Annotated in this window: 10 protein-coding genes and 5 pseudogenes; 7 read left to right on the top strand and 8 right to left on the bottom strand. The window is 36.5% G+C overall.

Going from position 1 to position 15,725, the window contains the following annotated elements:
* On the top strand, positions 1 to 402 hold a 402-nt coding region (locus F6K22_RS00795), incomplete at its 5' end, for a zinc ribbon domain-containing protein (protein WP_293092289.1).
* Between the two features lie 430 nt (positions 403 to 832).
* Positions 833 to 2,230, top strand: a complete 1,398-nt coding sequence (locus F6K22_RS00790; protein WP_293092287.1) for a ferredoxin:protochlorophyllide reductase (ATP-dependent) subunit N — start codon at positions 833 to 835, stop codon at positions 2,228 to 2,230.
* Between the two features lie 1,185 nt (positions 2,231 to 3,415).
* On the opposite strand, the gene F6K22_RS00785 is transcribed toward F6K22_RS00790, so the two are convergent.
* The 6 genes and pseudogenes from F6K22_RS00785 to F6K22_RS00770 form a co-directional block, all read right to left on the bottom strand.
* On the bottom strand, positions 3,416 to 4,783 hold the full coding sequence (locus F6K22_RS00785; protein WP_293092285.1) for a UDP-glucose dehydrogenase family protein: 1,368 nt from the start codon (positions 4,781 to 4,783) through the stop codon (positions 3,416 to 3,418).
* A gap of 95 nt (positions 4,784 to 4,878) precedes the next feature.
* A pseudogene (locus F6K22_RS42990) lies at positions 4,879 to 5,310 on the bottom strand (GDP-mannose 4,6-dehydratase); the annotation flags it as partial.
* Positions 5,311 to 5,313: 3 nt separating this feature from the next.
* Positions 5,314 to 6,576, bottom strand: a pseudogene (locus tag F6K22_RS00780) (GDP-mannose 4,6-dehydratase); the annotation flags it as partial.
* A pseudogene (locus tag F6K22_RS43375) lies at positions 6,577 to 6,777 on the bottom strand (hypothetical protein); the annotation flags it as partial.
* 18 nt (positions 6,778 to 6,795) lie between these two features.
* Positions 6,796 to 6,954 (bottom strand): annotated as a pseudogene (locus F6K22_RS43370) (LAGLIDADG family homing endonuclease); the annotation flags it as partial.
* A 705-nt stretch (positions 6,955 to 7,659) separates the two neighbouring features.
* Positions 7,660 to 8,091: pseudogene (locus F6K22_RS00770) on the bottom strand (GDP-mannose 4,6-dehydratase); the annotation flags it as partial.
* A 406-nt stretch (positions 8,092 to 8,497) separates the two neighbouring features.
* Here F6K22_RS00770 and F6K22_RS00765 point away from each other — a divergent pair.
* Positions 8,498 to 9,250, top strand: coding sequence for an RNA-guided endonuclease InsQ/TnpB family protein (locus tag F6K22_RS00765; RefSeq protein ID WP_293092283.1), 753 nt, complete (start codon positions 8,498 to 8,500; stop codon positions 9,248 to 9,250).
* Between the two features lie 22 nt (positions 9,251 to 9,272).
* On the top strand, positions 9,273 to 9,938 hold the full coding sequence (locus tag F6K22_RS00760) for an RNA-guided endonuclease InsQ/TnpB family protein (RefSeq protein WP_293092281.1): 666 nt from the start codon (positions 9,273 to 9,275) through the stop codon (positions 9,936 to 9,938).
* A 19-nt stretch (positions 9,939 to 9,957) separates the two neighbouring features.
* Here the strand turns inward: F6K22_RS00760 and lepA are convergent, their stop codons facing one another.
* The gene (gene lepA / locus F6K22_RS00755; protein WP_293092279.1) at positions 9,958 to 11,763 is read right to left on the bottom strand and encodes a translation elongation factor 4; all 1,806 of its coding nucleotides are present in this window, start codon (positions 11,761 to 11,763) and stop codon (positions 9,958 to 9,960) included.
* 336 nt (positions 11,764 to 12,099) lie between these two features.
* Between lepA and F6K22_RS00750 the strand changes: the two genes are divergently transcribed.
* Entirely contained in the window at positions 12,100 to 12,327 is a 228-nt protein-coding gene (locus F6K22_RS00750; RefSeq protein WP_293092277.1) for a hypothetical protein, read from the top strand.
* Between the two features lie 283 nt (positions 12,328 to 12,610).
* Complete coding sequence (locus F6K22_RS00745) at positions 12,611 to 13,078, top strand: J domain-containing protein (RefSeq protein ID WP_293092275.1); 468 nt, start codon at positions 12,611 to 12,613, stop codon at positions 13,076 to 13,078.
* Between the two features lie 364 nt (positions 13,079 to 13,442).
* On the opposite strand, the gene F6K22_RS41630 is transcribed toward F6K22_RS00745, so the two are convergent.
* Positions 13,443 to 13,808: an IS200/IS605 family accessory protein TnpB-related protein gene (locus F6K22_RS41630; RefSeq protein ID WP_363272569.1), complete on the bottom strand. Its 366-nt coding sequence runs from the start codon at positions 13,806 to 13,808 to the stop codon at positions 13,443 to 13,445.
* Positions 13,809 to 15,410: 1,602 nt separating this feature from the next.
* Here F6K22_RS41630 and F6K22_RS00740 point away from each other — a divergent pair.
* Complete coding sequence (locus tag F6K22_RS00740) at positions 15,411 to 15,683, top strand: DUF3143 domain-containing protein (protein WP_293092273.1); 273 nt, start codon at positions 15,411 to 15,413, stop codon at positions 15,681 to 15,683.
* The last annotated feature ends 42 nt before the right edge of the window (positions 15,684 to 15,725 follow it).

The following is a 15,725-nucleotide window of genomic DNA, read 5'->3' as shown; positions in this document are numbered from 1 at the left end:
CATAACCAGACATGGAAACAAGAGGTAAAATTCGGAAAAAAGAACAATCAACAATTTGTGAATATACCTCATTATAGGTTAATAGAGATGTTAACCTATAAAGCCCAACTCAGAGGAATAAAAGTAAGAATTACAGAAGAATCTTATACATCTCAATCGAGCTGTTTAGATAGGGATGACTTACCAAAATATGGAGATAAAAAACCGAAATTTAGTGGAAAAAGAGTAACAAGAGGGTTGTATAAAACCAGGGAAAATAAATTATTAAATGCCGATGTAAATGGGTCATTGAATATAATTAAAAAAGTAATTCCTGATGTCTTTGACCAAGGAATAAAGGGTTTGCCGTTTAACCCTGTAGTGGTCGATCCACTACGAATGAATAGACTGTCAGACCTTTGAGTAAGTTTGAGTAAGTTTAGTTGAGCGGTTTGTTCATTAATTGATAATGAATAATGGATAATTATTTCAAGGAAAACCGTAACGGAATTGAATATAAGGAAATCTCCTAGCACTTTTCTCTAAGTCGATTGGATATGGCGTTTTCGGCTAAGACCTGACATGAAACGCGGAGCGATATCCGTTTTGCTTCGCACAACGCGCGTTAACGCGAAGCGACATGAAAAACGTAGTTGCGCGCTAGCTAAACGACCGCTTTTTTTCCTATTAGGGAGAGGCAATAAAGCTGGATTGATTAATTATCAATTATCCATTATCCATTGGTAAATACCCCTACAATTGCTCTCTGTAACTTTCGTCCAGGGAGTAGTCAATTTTGGCATTCGTAACCATTGATTTTCTCTCAAAAATATTGATAAATAGGAGTATTTTTATGACTAATGCTGTTCAACCTGAAGCTTTAACTTTTGAATGTGAAACAGGCAATTATCATACTTTTTGTCCGATTAGTTGTGTGTCTTGGCTTTATCAAAAAATTGAAGATAGTTTCTTCTTAGTAATAGGTACTAAAACCTGTGGTTATTTCCTACAAAATGCCATGGGAGTAATGATTTTTGCTGAACCTCGTTATGCTATGGCTGAGTTGGAAGAAGGAGATATTTCAGCTAAGTTAAATGACTATGATGAATTGAAGCGTTTATGTTTACAAATTAAACGTGATAGAAATCCTAGTGTGATAGTTTGGATTGGCACTTGTACCACTGAAATTATTAAAATGGATTTGGAAGGTTTGGCTCCTAAATTAGAGTCAGAAATTGGCATTCCGATTGTGGTTGCTCGTGCTAATGGTTTGGATTATGCTTTTACTCAAGGGGAAGATACGGTATTAGCAGCAATGGCAGCTCGTTGTCCTAAACAAGTTTTAGAAGCAGAAAAAGAAGAAAGAACTGGCATCCAAAAACTCTTAAGTTTTGGTAGGAAAAAAGAGGAAGTTGCTGCGGAAGAATCTGAGTATTTTAATCATCCTCCTTTGGTTTTATTTGGTTCTTTACCAGACCCAGTTGTAACTCAATTAACTTTAGAATTGAAGAAGCAAGGTATTAAGGTTTCTGGTTGGTTGCCTGCGAAACGTTACACGGAATTACCAGTTATTGAAGAGGGATATTATGTGGCAGGTTTAAATCCTTTCTTGAGTCGTACTGCTACTACTTTAATGCGGCGTCGGAAGTGTAAATTAATTGGTGCGCCATTCCCTATCGGACCTGATGGAAGTAGGGCTTGGATTGAGAAGATTTGTTCTGTTTTTGGCATTGAACCCAAAGGGTTAGCAGAACGAGAAAAGCAAATTTGGGAGAATTTAGAAGACTATATTCAGTTAATTCGTGGTAAGTCTGTCTTCTTTATGGGTGATAATTTGCTGGAGATTTCTTTGGCTCGTTTCTTAATTCGTTGTGGCATGACTTGCCCAGAAATTGGTATTCCTTATATGGATAAAAGATATCAAAAGGCTGAGTTGGAAATGTTGGAAAAAACTTGTCAGGAAATGGGTGCGCCTTTGCCGAAGATTATTGAGAAACCTGATAATTATAATCAGATTCAAAGGATTTATGAATTACAGCCAGATTTGGTAATTACTGGTATGGCTCATGCTAATCCTTTGGAGGCGCGGGGTATTAATACTAAGTGGTCTGTTGAGTTTACTTTTGCTCAAATTCATGGGTTTACAAATGCTCGTGATATTCTGGAATTAGTAACTCGTCCTTTGCGTCGAAATAATGCTTTGAAAGATTTAGGTTGGGATAAGTTAGTTAAGGAAGAAGCTAAGGTTTAATTGACAGATTTTTGAGCAGGAAAAATTCCTAAATTGTAGACTTTAGTTGTAGAGATAGTAGAGTAGTTTTTGCTTACTCTACTAATTTTTTTATGACGAGGGGGAGTCAGAGACAATTCTCATTTCATCCAGAAATTTTGCCAGAGAAAAATGCCGATAATTTTGACAAAATTTACCACCGACTCAGAAAAATAGTTGTTGATAGTTTTGGGAATTTACGAATTTTCAGTTACTCCCAGCTAAGGAGATAATTTTTCATTTCATCCAGAAATTTTGCCAGAGAAAAATGCTGATAATTTGGGCAAAATTTACCACCGACTCAGAAAAATAGTTGTTGATAGTTTTGGGAATTTACGAATTTTCAGTTACTCCCAGCTAAGGAGATAATTTTTCATTTCATCCAGAAATTTTGCCAGAGAAAAATGCTGATAATTTGGGCAAAATTTACCACCGACTCAGAAAAATAGTTGTTGATAGTTTTGGGAATTTACGAATTTTCAGTTACTCCCAGCTAAGGAGATAATTTTTCATTTCATCCAGAAATTTTGCCAGAGAAAAATGCTGATAATTTGGGCAAAATTTACCACCTTATCAAAAAGGTAGTTGTTGATAGTTTTGGGAATTTACGAATTTTCAGTTACTCCCAGCTAAGGAGATAATTTTTCAGCTCCAGTAATTTTGATTGAGGGTAGAAATAGGGGATAATTTTCATTTCATCCAGAAATTTTGCCAAAGAAAAAATTTCGATAATTTGGGCAAAATTTACCACCTTATCAAAAAGGTAGTTGTTGATAGTTTTGGGAATTTACGAATTTTCAGTTACTCCCAGCTAAGGGTTGCTGGAGCCTCTCTCCTGGGAGGAGAGAGGTTTGGAGAGAGGTTTTTATGAGTTTACAAACAGCTTCTTAGCACAAGCTCACTTTATGAGTGCAGAAACTGAAATCAAAGGAGATATTATTCTTTTCTTTCAAGTTGATTAATTGTTTAGGGAAATCATGCATTCAAAAGTTAAAAATCAAAAGTAATACCATTGTTAAAAAATAATGTTCTAAATAATAAGAGGAATTGAAAGACTTTATATAATATCATATCAAACAGTAGGGACGTTCCATGGAACGTCCCTACATGATTTTTCAATATATTTCTATGCTTGCTGAAACCTAAAAGCTAACTGCTAAAAGATTTTTAATGACCTATTCCCACATACTGAAAACCAGCAGCTTCCAACTCTTTACGATCGCAGAAATTCCGCCCATCAACAAACAAATTATGCTCCATCGACTTTGCCATCTTAGCATAGTCTAATTTCTCAAACTGTTTCCAGTCTGTAACCAATACCAAAGCATCACAACCATCAGCAAGTCTTTCTGGGTCAGTCTCAACTACCACACCTGTTAAACCATGACGCATACCAGACTGAGAAATAATTGGATCGTAAGCTTTCACCTTCGCACCCAACCTGTTTAACTCTTGAATCAAATCTAGAGAAGGTGCATCCCGCATATCATCAGTATCAGGTTTAAACGTCAAACCCAATAACCCTATAGTCTTACCCTTGAGAATCTTCAGCGCCTGCTGTAACTTATCTATTGCTATCATTCGTTGACGCTTATTCACCTCAACTGCTGCTTTCAATAAATTTGCTTCACAACCATAGTCATCAGCAGTATGAACTAAAGCAGAAACATCTTTAGGGAAACAGGAACCACCCCAACCGATACCAGCTTGTAAAAACTTATTACCAATGCGAGAGTCTAACCCAATACCCTTAGCAACCTGAGTCACATCTGCACCGACGCGATCGCAAATATTAGCAACCTCATTCACAAAACTAATCTTTGTTGCCAAGAAAGAGTTAGCAGCATATTTAATCATCTCTGCTGAGTTCAAATCTGTAATTACTACTGCCACTGGTGGTAGAGACTGGTCGTCACCATACTTGCGTTCAACCAGAGGAGCATAAAGCTCCTGCATCATATCTAACGCCTTTTGACTGTTACTACCCAATACAATTCTGTCTGGGTTAAAAGTATCGAATATAGCGGAACCTTCGCGCAAAAACTCTGGGTTACTAACTACATCAAATTCTGCTTCAATATCGGTACCAGTTCCCCCTTCTTCTTTTTTACGTTCCTCAACCCCATCTAAAACTATCCGCCTTACCCAGTCACCAGATCCAATAGGTACAGTTGATTTATTGACAATCACTTTATAACCTGTAGTCAAATGAGCGCCGATCCCCTTAGCTACTGCTTCAACATAGCGAGTGTCACTTTCCCCGGTAGGTAGTGGGGGAGTACCAATAGCGATAAATAAAATATCTCCGTGATCTACCCCTGCTTTCAAGTCAGATGTAAACTCTAGCAACCCTGCTTTAGTGCTACTTTGCATCAGTTCAGACAACCCCGGTTCGTAGATTGGAGACTGTCCTGATTTTAATAATTTGACTTTTTCTTCGTTGTTGTCTATGCAAATTACATGATGTCCTGTATGAGACAGACAAACTCCTGTAACTAAACCAACGTAACCAGTACCAATAACACAAACGCGCATATTTATATCCTCAAAATTTTTAACAGGAAAAAAGACGAAAATTTTTTGTGGGGATTAAGTTGTTACGATTTATTTCCGCTCATCCCCGCACCCTTTTAGCTTTTTGGCGGTTCATTTTTGAGCCGCTCTCGAAAATCTTCTATGGTCAATTTTAACCCTTCTTCGAGAGGAACAGTAGGTTCCCAACCCAAATATTTTTTTGCACGAGTAATATCTGGTTGTCGCTGTTTTGGGTCATCTTGTGGCAGAGGCTTATATGTTATCTCTGCATCTGGATTAACCATTTCTTGAATTTTCTGAGCTAATTCTAGTATTGTATACTCTCCAGGGTTCCCTATGTTAACTGGTCCGATAAAATCTTGATTCATTAACCTGATAAACCCTTCTACCAAGTCTGAAACATAACAGAAACTTCTGGTTTGGGAGCCATCGCCATAGACTGTTAGTGGTATTCCTTTTAAGGCTTGTGCGATAAAGTTACTAACAACTCGACCATCATTTTCTAACATTCTAGGTCCATAGGTATTATGAGCAAAAATACTGTAACTTCCTCCAATAAAGTTCTCATAATTTGGTACTGAGAAATCGTAGACATAATCATCTATTTCAAATTCTTCAATACTTTCTATTTTTGCCCAGATAATATCACCTGTAGTTTTGGCTGATATTTTCTGCTGAACGTTAGAAAAGTTCTGGATATTGTTATCTTCTAATCCCTCTATTTTTATTCGGTAAATTTGTTTTTCTGTTTCTGAGACATCTGCTACTAAACCAAACTTAGCTAGAATTAATACTAATTTTTCTGTGACTAACTGACTATCAATCTTAAATTCCAGCTTTGAATTTAGTTGATTTTCTACATCGTTCCCTTCAGCAAATCCCTGTAAAAAGCTAGTTAATTGTTCTGGAGGAAGTTGTAAAATCCAATTAGGAATATCTTTTTCTTTCTTCCAAAATTTTAATCCATCTGCAATTAAATCAACCAGGATTTTTGACTCAATACTTATATATCCTGCTTCATCAATTTCTGACTTATAGTCAAATATTCTTTCTATTACTTCTATTACTTTTGCTCGTTTTTTAGCTTCTCCTTTGAGCAACAATTTATCTTGTATCAAACTTCCTTGAGCTACATAAAACCCTAATAACCATAAAAATTCTTCTAAATTGCCTATCCAATTTTTAACTGCTTTTGTAGATGAGTAGCAAATTTTTTCTTTTTCGGATAGAGGAAGTTCTAAATATTCCCATAGATGCTTAGGAATTTGATTTTTTGCTTCGTAGTTTTTCAGTGTGGAATAAAGTTTACTAGGATTTAAACCTTTTGCCAATAAATACTGCCGAATTTTATCTCCATATTTTTCTAGATAGGAGATTATCTCCTCACTTTCTACAGATATTTCTTCTTTGCTTGATATCTTGTCTGTAATGTGGAATGGTTCTAAAGGTTGTTCCAAAAAGCTAATATAACTGGGAACTCCAATTTCATCTCCCACCTTTAAGTCATTTCCAAAAGCTGCTTGAGGTTTATTATTTTCATCTCTGGTAAATAAACTATGGTCTTCTGTGATTTTTATTTGCTTACCCCAAGTAGTTTTAATCTTAAAACCTTTCTTCTTGACATGATGTTTCCAAATTGCAGAAATTGGTTTAATTACTGTTTGAGAATTTTCATCAAAACAAGGCACTGATACATTTGATATATCTCCATTAATCCGCCCGTAACATTCAGCAAAAGTTTCATAATAAAGCTTTTCACCAATGTAATAAAGTACCTTTTGGTCTCCAGTCAAACTGTTAAAAATTCTGACTACTCTGATGTCAACTTTATTTTGGCGATGGTAATCAAAAGCCAAAGTTTCCGCTACTCGCTTCCCCTCATCATAACATTGACCACACCAAGCAGCACGCCCGTTTCTCCTAACAAAAACAACATGGTTTGTAACATTAACACAATAAACTTTTCCGACATAACGGAACCGTTCTGGTTCAACTAAATGTGCATCTTTCGCAGGTCGAATATTTACTCGATAAAGGTCGCGCCCCACTGCATGAGAAACCACCGAAGCTGCATAACCACAACGAAGTGCTAATTCTTGTACATCATCTGCTAATTGTTTAGATTTACTATAGTAAGCGTAACAATCTCCTCCTTCCGAACCATCACCCATTATCAGAGCATTAAATAGGATTAATAACTGTCGTTTTGATAGTTGGAATAACTCACGAGGAATGTATTTTTCACCAGACTTACCTAAAGGTAATAAAATTTCAGCTAACTGTTTACTGCCAATCCTAAATTGATGGTCATCCGAATCAAAAAACTTAAAGCCTAAACGACTTAAACAATTAGCAATTTTCAAACGTCCTTCAGGATTTTCTTGAGCAATTAATACATTATAGTCTGCTATATCATAATCATTTCCCCCTACCACTCGCGACCTTTTTCTCACATGAACGCAACCTTCAGAAATGTAATAACCTAAAAATTCTAGCCAGTCATCCATGTGGATTTTTTCTACTTTTACCTTGGCATTTCTAGGAGGGAGTCCTAACTCAAACCATTCTACTTCTTCGCCACCAAAATCTCCTCCAGTTAATGCCCGCCAACTTTGCCAATGCTTATCTTCATCTGCCCTAATAAACTTTAATTTATCAGTTTTGCTACGCACATACATCCAGTGATTAGGAGTCACACAAAAATCAAATTTAGCATTAGCAAAGCGGTACATTTCCCCAATGTATGGTTGTACAATATATTCATCAGGAATATGATATTCGACTTTACCTTCTGGGTTTAATGTTGCTACTTTGACTTCTGGTTGTAAATCTGGAAAAGCTACCCAACCTGCTTCAGTTAAAATTTCAGTTTGAGGGTCAAAACATGATCTAATGCCAATACAATTAACATTACCTCTATACTCTTCTGTTTGAGGATGTACATCTGGGTCTCCATATACCTCAGATGTGGAAGCCAAAAAGAATCTTGCTTTTACCCTTTTAGCTAACCCCAACATATTCAATGTCCCCATCACATTTGTTTTAATTGTCTTGACAGGGTTGTACTGATAATGTATTGGACTAGCAGGACAAGCTAAATGATAAATTTGATCTGCTTCTAATCTGATGGGTTCTGTAATATCGTGGCGAATTAATTCAAAGTAAGGATGATTCAACCACTTATAAATATTGCGTTTAGTTCCTGTGTAAAAATTATCAAGACAGAGGACTTCATGGCCTTGTTCCATTAATCTATCAATCAGATGAGAACCAAGAAAACCTGCGCCACCTGTTACTAATATTCTCATTATTTCCACTATCAAGGACTGTAATTTGTTGTGGTTTTCAATAGAAAATTGAAGAACCACATTAAACTCCATCATACACTAAGAAAGTCTGGGTCTGAAATACCTCAGTAGAGTTTGGTATCTTTTACATTGGTTTTCCTTTCTACAACCTGAGCATTCGGGTAAATTAACTTCCCGCCGGGGAAGTGCCGCGCTCTCCCGTAAGGGGAGCGGAGGGATGGGGAAGCCGGGCTAGGGTCTGCGGTTTTACTATTAGACATCTCTAGAAAAGGTTCTCAAAGTCTTACCCCGCAGTTCCCAAATTGGCATTTTTGGAGATGTCTATTGTCCTGTTTGCTATAGCTATTGACAATTATATACACAGCTATTATCATAAATCTTTGGATGAATCCTGGTAGATTCTGCCATGCTACTGAAATACAAGTACAAGCTAAAACCCCATAAAAGTCAAGGGTTAATTATTGCTAATTGGTTGGAATTAGCCCGACGTCAATATAATTACCGTTTGGCTGAAAGGTTAAACTGGTTTGAAGCAACGCGTACACGAGTTAATGCTTGTCCTCTTAATGTTTCAGTAGTACCAAGAGAAAGAATTTACCAAAACATTCCAGAGTTTAGGATACAAACCCGCGACGGTAGAAAAAAGGACAGTAATGGTCATCCGATAACTAGAAAAGGTGACAAACATCCTAACATAATAGATGGTTATGTAGCTTGGGAAACAGTACAGTTAGCAGACCTAGTACAAACTAAAAAACTCTTCCCCGAATACAAGTCCATCCACTCCCAGGTATTGCAAGATGTTATCCAGCGCGTACAAACTACGATGGATAACTTTACCCAACCCGATAAAAACGGTAAAACCAGTGGTAGAACTAAATTCAAGGGAAAGCATTACTATAATTCTTTTAGTTATCCCCAGTTGTCAAACACCAATATTGTCAAGAATGCCAATGGTCGGTATTCCATCAATTTACCAAAAATTGGCTTAGTCCCTTTAGTATACAATCGCCCAATACCAGTAGGATTCAAGGTTAAGACAGGTACAGTAATCCGTGAAGCAGACGGATGGTATATTAGCTTTACGATAGAAGATAAAACTGTACCTGTAGAGGTTGGAGAAATTCAGCCCACCAGGGAAAACTCATGCATGTATTGATTTAGGATTGTTGCACTATGTTGTGACCAGTAATGGCGAGTTTGTAGAAGTGCCGAAGTTTTTCAGATTCTCTGAGCATCGCTTGTCTAAACTACAGGAAAGATTAGCTAAAAAACCAAAACATTCAAAAGCTTGGAAAATTCTCAAACGTAAAATAGCCAAACTCCATCAACTAATAGCTAGACAACGTTTGGATTGGCAATTTAAGCTGGCTTATCATTTATTTAGTGACTGTCAGGTGATATTTTTAGAAGACCTGCAAATAGCAAATTTAGTCAGACGTTGCAAAGCTAAATTAGGTGACAATGGTCAGTTTTTACCCAATGGTCAATCAGCTAAATCAGGATTGAATAAGTCTTTGCAGGATGCAGCATTTGGCCAGTTTGTTCAAGTCTTAGAGTATGTCGCCTGGAAGTTGGGCAAAAGAATTATCAAAGTAGATCCAAAAGGTACATCTCAATATTGTTGGGAATGCTTGAATAAAGTCTCTAAAAGCTTATCTGAGCGTTTCGCTGCGCGACATGAAAGGCATTCATGCCCTAAATGTGGACAGGAACTAGACAGAGACTATAACTCGGCACTCCTAATACAAAGAATAGGATTGTTATCAACACAGGAGGAGGACATCACTTCTGTTAAAACTGCGGTCAGGGCTTATCTGACTGAAGAATCCCGCGCTCTCCCGTAGGGGGAGCGTCGGGAGTATGTCAATCTAATCGCAAAACTGCCATAAAAGCTTCTTGTGGTACATCAACTGTACCTAATGACTTCATGCGCTTTTTACCTTTAGCTTGTTTTTGTAGTAATTTTTTCTTACGGCTAATATCCCCACCATAACATTTAGCCAAAACATCTTTTCTCAAAGCTGGAATATGTTCGCTAGCAATAACTTTGGAACCAATAGATGCTTGAATTGGTACCTTAAACTGATGACGGGGAATTAACTCTTTCAGCTTTTCTGCCAAAGCACGACCTACCCCATAAGCCTTATCCTTATGTACGATTACAGCCAAAGCATCCACTGGTTCAGCATTAATCATAATATCCAGCTTAACCAAAGGATTCTCACGATAACCTATAAGATGATATTCCATACTAGCATAACCACGAGACCGAGATTTCATTTGGTCGAAAAAGTCTGTTACTACCTCTGCCAAGGGTATCTCATATATTAAAGTAGTTCTACCCTGAACCAGATACTTCATATCCTTAAATACACCACGTCTTGATTGACCCAACTCCATTAATGTACCCACATATTCTTCTGGGGTAATCATTTCTACTTGCACATAAGGTTCTTCCATTTTTTCCCGGTGATTAGGATCTGGTAATAAATTTGGATTATCAACTAAAACAACCTCTCCTGTACTGGTAGTTACTTGGTAAACTACAGATGGAGAAGTAACAATCAAATCTAAATTATATTCTCGCTCTAATCTTTCCTGGACAATTTCCATGTGAAGCAATCCTAAAAATCCACACCGAAATCCAAAACCCATGGCACTTGATGTTTCTGCTTCATAAGACAAAGCCGCATCATTAAGTTTCAGTTTGTCTAGTGCTTCTCGTAAATCTGGGAATTGGTCAGCATCGGTAGGAAATAACCCACAAAATACCATAGGTTTAGCTTCAGTGTAACCAGGTAGAGGAGCTTTGGCTTGTTTTTTGGCCAGAGTAATAGTATCTCCAACTCTTGCATCTTCTACTGCTTTAATAGCTGCTGCGAAATAACCTACTTCTCCTGCATGAAGTTCTTTTACTGGTTGTTGGGTCGGAGATAGAACTCCTAGATCGTCTACATCATATTCTTTTCCTGATGCCATGAGTCGGACGCGATCGCCTTTAGCAATAGTCCCATCCATGACTCTGAAATATACAATTACCCCTCGATATGGGTCATAATAACTATCGAATATTAAGGCGCGTAATTGTTCATCAATAGTATCTTGTGGTGGTGGTACTAATTGGACAATTGATTCTAGAATTTCAGCAATTCCTATTCCTTCTTTGGCAGATGCTAAAATTGCCCCCGAACAGTCTAAGCCAATTATTTCTTCTATTTCCTGTTTTACCCGTTCTGGTTCTGCCCCAGGAAGGTCTATTTTATTTAATACTGGGATAATTTCTAGGTCATGCTCCAAAGCTAGATATACATTAGCTAAGGTCTGAGCTTCTACTCCTTGGGAAGCGTCTACTACTAATAAAGCACCTTCACAAGCTGCTAGAGACCTGGATACTTCATAAGAAAAGTCTACATGACCAGGTGTGTCAATGAGATTTAATACATATTCTTCTCCATCTTTAGCACAATAATTCATTCGGGCTGCCTGGAGCTTAATTGTAATGCCACGCTCCCTTTCTAAGTCCATTGTGTCTAAAAATTGCTCTTTCATTTCACGGTCTGCCACTGTGCCAGTTGCTTGTAGGAGGCGATCTGCTAGGGTTGATTTTCCATGGTCTATATGGGCAATAATGGAAAAATTACGAATGTGAGATACAGGAACTTTTGTCATATTTTTTTTAATAATTTGAGCTGCCGTATTTTTGTTATGGTCTCAGTAAAATCTATCTATTTTCTTAACATATTTTAATTCTTAAATTTTTGGCCTTGCCTTATTTCTGTTCCAGTCACTGTTAAAAATCAAATATATTACTAGTAAACATAATTTACTCAGATATTTATTTTATGGTTTGACAAATAAATCCTAATATGATAGACATATAAAATATAGTTTTAAAAGTGGACTATATAAAGATACAAATTCATCATATTTGTTAGTAAAATAGTTAAATTAGTTGCTAGATATTAGTATATTATATAACTTTTCTAAATTTAGGATTGTCTTGTTATGAATGAGCCTAAAGTTAATGAGCAAAAGTCTCCGGAAAAAGTAAAATTATCTATAAATATAGATCCTGGGTTATTAGATCAAGTTAAGCATTTAACAAATGACCCTAGCAAAGTGATTGAAAGTGCCCTTCGTCAGTGGTTGAGAGGAGGACTCCCAGAAGATGAGTTAGCTCTAACCCTTCAGAGAAACCCCCCTCTCCCACCAAGAGGGGAATGGAATGATTGAAATTTAAGCTTTTCCAAGTTTTCTAGTCTGTAATCATTACGATCGGTATTGATTGATTATTTGAAAAGTTGAGTGGGATGAGACTGATTTAGAACATTAAAAACTATCTAAATCTAGGGATTAATTCACTCAATCTCGTAGATAATTATTGAAAAAAATAATCTTTCGTGATTGTTCAATACTAAATAATTATAGTTGCTATTCTGTCAACAGAAATCAGTAAATAAAAATATAACTATTGGCAAAAATTAATTTAGTGGGAAAAGTTACAAGAATTTGAAGAATGACAAAATATACTCCTTTGGGTGTGAGCTATTATTCTTTACTTGGACTCCATCCAAAAGCATCTAATCAAGAAATTAGAAAAGCATATCGGGAATTAAGTAAGCATTATCATCCAGATACTACAGATATGCCACGAGCGATCGCTACTGCTAAATTCCAGCAAATTAATGAAGCTTATGCTACTTTAGTGGACTCCGAGAGAAGATTAGAGTACGATAAAAAGATCAGGCATCTGTATCTAAACGATTTTGAGCAAAGAGTTAACTTCAGCACTCATGTATCCCGTTCACAATGGAGAAATTTATCTAGCTACTTAGACAGTACAGATAGACCATTATCTGCGGGTGAGTTATTTGCCCTTTTGATTATGGGCCTTGCTCTTATTGGTTGTTTGGTAATAGCTATTATTATCGGTCTCATACGTCCAGAATTCACGATCCAACCTATAGAACCACCAGGAATTTAAGTTATATATCTAGTATCCTCATTATAATTTTTTAACTTTATCAAATTCAGAGATGATCTGCTGCTTTCTAAAGTCTAAATTTTCAGACAATTCTGGACAAATATCTACAGAATGTCCAGTTTGTTAGATGGAGCTTTTTAGATTAATAGTTGATAAAAATATAGTCAAATATGACTAATCCTTATTTTGGAGGTATTATCCTGGCGCTTGTGTTAGCGCAGCTCCTCCACAGGAGGCACTACAACACCATGCCAGTTGCGTGACTGTCGGGAGACCCGCCCAACGCACTGGCTCCTCTATCCCATGGTCAAAGACAAAAGGGAGCTGCTTTTTTCGCATTGGTTCAGAGAATCGTTCACATAACTCATTGATTAATCCAATGCTTGCAGTACGATTGCATTCCTCTTTGTCTTGATGCAACAGCGAGTGGGGGAAACCCCCGCGTGAAGGCGCTGCATCGCTTTATTCTTTTCCCGGAAAAACTGACTTGATTTTTTTGGCCTTTCTTGTAGACTGGAATTAAATCATTGTCTATAAAACTTGATGCGGACGTATAAGATTCTTCTGTAAGAATTACTTTTATTCCTACCATCTCGGCTTTATAAGATAACATTTCGATTAACCTGTTATAGGGAACAGATACAAAATTTTGATTATTTCTTTTCCCTAAATTTATCTTCTGCTTCCAGTCTTCATTGTGGCCTATTATCAAAGTGTCTCTGCATCTCATTCATCAAGGTATCAATAATCAAACCAGATGTAATACACAAGATAATCATTGATGAGCAAATTCTCTTTTTAACATAAGCTTTTTTAGTCTCTGGCTTGATTGATTTTCCTGGAGTTCAGATTGTAGGAAACTCTTAATTGTATTATAGTATTGATTGATAGATTTTAACGGTCTGCCATTTATCACTCTTGGGTTTAATTCCGGCGCTTATTAAAGGTTAATGTAGCTAAATTGTTTAATCCAATATCAATACTGGCGCAACGTTTTTTTTCTAGCTCATATTGTTTTTTAGTGGTTTCATAAATTACCTCAATTACATAATGATTAAGTCTAGGGACGAGACGAACTTGTTTAAGAGTGTGAAGCAGGTACTAGGGTTTTTAGATAAATCCCAGTTTGAGAAGGATTAATAATTCCAAGTTTTAAGTTGCTTCTTGCTGATGGCTTGTTTTGTATAAACTAGAATATTTCTTCCCGTTATTTGATTTTTATATCCACCGAAGACGCGGCGCAGCTCTAAACTTTGATGGGTTCTGTTTATAAACTTCATTCGCTGCTAAAAAACTCTTCGGTGTTTCGATCTATTATCATCAAGATTTGTTGAGAGACTCGATTCTGGCATTGCTTTATAGTCTACTTGAGTAGAAAGTCGCAGCAGGTTATAATAGTGACGATAAGTATTTTCAAAGATAAAATACTGACTAACTAAATAATTAGCATGATTTTAAGAGATTTTTCGACAAGAAACACAGTCGGTCAATTTCAGCATAAAACCGATGTGTTGGTTGAATAATATGTCTCTCAACTAATCTCATAAATCAAGGGATGCGCCTTGAGTGAGCCTTACTAAGGGCTATGAAAATTTCGGAATTTTTATGATTATTGAGTCGGGAATTCTGAGCCAATTTCATTGTAACATTAAACCTATTGAAGAAAGTTATTAAATTTTGTCAAATATTTAGTAGCTATGCATGTACAAATCAACGAAGAGATTTGACATTATTTGAATATATATGACTATATTTATGTACAAAGTTTATTATACTTGAGAAAGATATTTGAATCACAGAATTTTGGCATTAATAATGGAGTGTACTTGCACTCTAATTTTTACTCGATCAGAAAAACCTCAGAAGGAGTCCTCACTCAAGGTAATTGAGGGGAACATTAACCTTCGGGTGCCAGTAGGTTTATGGACAAGTTAGTTGAAAATTGCTTTCAGTCATCGATGGGAACCCTTTCTAGGGTGATCTAGATTTTTAGAAGTTCAGATAAACCAAAATCTCCTATTAAATTAAATATTAGACTTGTCGCTTTATAACTAAAAAACTGGGAAACTATTGTCATGTAAGGATTTTAGCTATTCCTGGAATCAAACACCTGGAATTACTCCTGTGTCTTAATTTGAGCTATTTTTTTCCATCTATTTAGCGACAACTTTAATTAGATAAGTTTTCATAATTATTAGACCAAATAAGGGAGGTTTCATGGAACCTTCCTAGAAGGGTTATTGTTTTGATTGTGTGGTTCACCTATCCCAGAAGCGCTATATAATAGAAAAGCGTCAAAAAAATCTAGATATTTTTTGTAGAAATAAAAGAAATGGATCTTCCTAGCCCAGATACTCCTTTATATAATCATCCTCTACCAAAAATTGAGCAATGGCTTCAGGAAAATGGCTGCCAACAAAATTTGGAAAAATTGCACTGTTGGTGGGTTGAAAGACCAGCTTGGAAAGCAGAATTATTACTTGATATCGATCAACTTACTGTACGTTATGTAGATGCAGGTGTTGATGGTACTGACATTCAACGATCTTTTAAATATTCCTTGACTCGACAGGATCTTGAAGCAGTAATCTTTTCGGGACCTTAGTTGAACTTGAACCAATCAGATTTTTCCAAATCTGCGTTCACA

Origin of the sequence: Okeania sp. SIO2F4 (assembly GCF_010672385.1) — a bacterium.
In the GTDB taxonomy this organism is placed as follows: Bacteria; Cyanobacteriota; Cyanobacteriia; order Cyanobacteriales; family Microcoleaceae; genus Trichodesmium.
This window is presented reverse-complemented; position numbering and strand designations above follow the sequence as displayed.